This is a genomic window from Citricoccus sp. NPDC055426 (assembly GCF_040677445.1).
Taxonomy (GTDB): Bacteria; Actinomycetota; Actinomycetes; order Actinomycetales; family Micrococcaceae; genus Citricoccus.
The window spans coordinates 1-1,748 of the sequence record NZ_JBFARZ010000028.1; the positions used below are offsets into that span (position 1 = coordinate 1).

At 65.7% G+C, this 1,748-nt stretch carries 4 protein-coding genes; all 4 read left to right on the forward strand.

Annotated features, from left to right (window positions below):
• Window positions 1-195 precede the first annotated feature (195 nt).
• The 4 genes from AB0K08_RS16965 to AB0K08_RS16980 are packed head-to-tail and all read left to right on the forward strand — an operon-like array spanning window position 196 to window position 1,609.
• A complete protein-coding gene (locus AB0K08_RS16965; RefSeq protein WP_316261986.1) occupies window positions 196-726 on the forward strand; it encodes a TetR family transcriptional regulator in 531 nt (176 codons plus the stop codon).
• 2 nt (window positions 727-728) lie between these two features.
• Complete coding sequence (locus AB0K08_RS16970; protein WP_005053852.1) at window positions 729-1,076, forward strand: SMR family transporter; 348 nt, start codon at window positions 729-731, stop codon at window positions 1,074-1,076.
• On the forward strand, window positions 1,076-1,396 hold the full coding sequence (locus tag AB0K08_RS16975) for an SMR family transporter (RefSeq protein ID WP_316261987.1): 321 nt from the start codon (window positions 1,076-1,078) through the stop codon (window positions 1,394-1,396). Before AB0K08_RS16970 ends, AB0K08_RS16975 begins: the two co-directional genes overlap by 1 nt.
• A 15-nt stretch (window positions 1,397-1,411) precedes the next feature.
• Window positions 1,412-1,609, forward strand: a complete 198-nt coding sequence (locus AB0K08_RS16980; RefSeq protein WP_005053846.1) for a hypothetical protein — start codon at window positions 1,412-1,414, stop codon at window positions 1,607-1,609.
• The last annotated feature ends 139 nt before the right edge of the window (window positions 1,610-1,748 follow it).

The following is a 1,748-nucleotide window of genomic DNA, read 5'->3' on the forward strand; positions in this document are numbered from 1 at the left end:
GGCCCCAAGATAAGCGCGTCCACCAGGAGAGCTTCCGATCCGCTGAGTCGCGTGCTGGACGTCATGGCCACGTCTGACCGGACTCCAGATAACGATCGTTTTCGGCCTACTCGGCTCGCGGTGATGAACCTATGCGTGCAACTCCACTGTAGGAGACTCCTGGCCTAGTTACCTTCCGGATGGTAACCTACACTCATGCGCACCGATCCTCGCCCCGCGATCCTGGCGGCCGCCTTCTCTCAGCTCGACGAGGGGCGGGCGGTGTCTCTGGACTCCGTGGCCCGAAGTGTGGGGCTGACCAAGCCGGGGGTGATGTATCACTTCCCCACGAAGGAAGCTCTCATGCTCGCCCTGGTGGACTCCGTTTTGGACCGCTGGGAAGAGGCGCTGGTCGCACGCCTCGGGTCGTCACCGGACGGCGCGGCCCCGGCCGCGCGCATCGGCGCGTACGTCGACTGGTCACTGTCCGGGGGTTTCGATGAAACCGACCTGGTGGCGATGAGTGATCCGAAGCTGCGCCGCTCGCTCACGCAGCGCTGGGCCGAACGTCTCGCGCCCTGGCTTGTCGTGCCCGATGACGTCGCCCCGGACGAACGCACCCGGTTGCTCGCCGCCCGCCTCCTGGCCGACGGCGGGTGGCTTGCCGAAGCCGCCAACGTCTCCCCTCCTACCCCCGGCGACCTGGCGCAGCTCCGCGCCTTCGCCCACAACCTCGTGAAGGACTGACTATGAAGAAATGGCTCCTGCTTGCCGGCGCGATCATCAGTGAAGTCGCCGGCTCTCTCGCCCTCCAAGCCGGCCAGGACCACCCGGCCTGGTACATCCTCGTGGCGATCGGCTACGTCGGCGCGTTCACGCTTCTCGCGCTCGTTCTACGCGAGGGGATGGCCCTCGGGGTTGCGTACGGGATCTGGGGCGCGATGGGCGTCGCCCTGACGGCGGTGCTGGCCGCACTTCTGTTCGGACAGCCCTTGACCGGCGTGATGATCCTCGGCCTGGCCTTGATCATCGGCGGTGTTCTCACCGTCGAACTCGGATCGCAAGCGGCGCAGCGCAAGAGGGAGGCGAGCATCTGATGGTCTGGCTCTTCCTCATCCTCGCGATCGTCCTCGAAGTCGGCGCGGCACTCTCCCTGCGCCTGGCAACCGGCGGACGGAAACCGTTCTACATCGCCGTCGTCGTGGGCTACCTCGGCGCGTTCTTCTTCCTCACCCAAGTCCTTGCCCTCGGGCTCGGCATCGGTGTCGCCTACGGCATCTGGGCCGCCTCCGGCGTCGCCCTCACCGCCGTGGCCAGCAAGTTCCTGTTCAAAGAACCCTTCACCTGGGTCATGGCGCTCGGCATCGCCCTCATCATCGGCGGCGTCCTCCTCGTCGAACTCGGCGCGGCCCACTAGCCTGCCGACGCGGCCATGACCGTTGCTCGCACCCTCGCGGCTATTCGCCGCGCTCTCCTGGAAGATCCTGCCGTCGACATCCGATTCGTGGACGCAATCACCGTCGACAGTCATCTTCTGAGCACGCACGGCCAAGCCCTCATCCTGTTCGTACACCCACAGCATCGCGAAGTCGTCGACGAGCTGCGCAACGCCTCCCGCCCATTGGACTAGTGCGGTCGGCCGGGGTCATCACCGCGGCCGCGCAGCTCGTCAACGGGCTCTGTTGCAAAAATCGTGAAGCTTGAGCATGCTTGGCGGAGATTGGACGGACGGAACGATGACGGATTTCAAGTGGCGCCATTTCCAGGGT

Excerpts from the sequence above, each read along its gene's own strand:
- AB0K08_RS16965 (WP_316261986.1), top strand. The coding sequence starts at position 196 with ATGCGCACCGATCCTCGCCCCGCGATCCTGGCGGCCGCCTTCTCTCAG.
- AB0K08_RS16970 (WP_005053852.1), top strand. The coding sequence starts at position 729 with ATGAAGAAATGGCTCCTGCTTGCCGGCGCGATCATCAGTGAAGTCGCC.
- AB0K08_RS16975 (WP_316261987.1), top strand. The coding sequence starts at position 1,076 with ATGGTCTGGCTCTTCCTCATCCTCGCGATCGTCCTCGAAGTCGGCGCG.
- AB0K08_RS16980 (WP_005053846.1), top strand. The coding sequence starts at position 1,412 with ATGACCGTTGCTCGCACCCTCGCGGCTATTCGCCGCGCTCTCCTGGAA.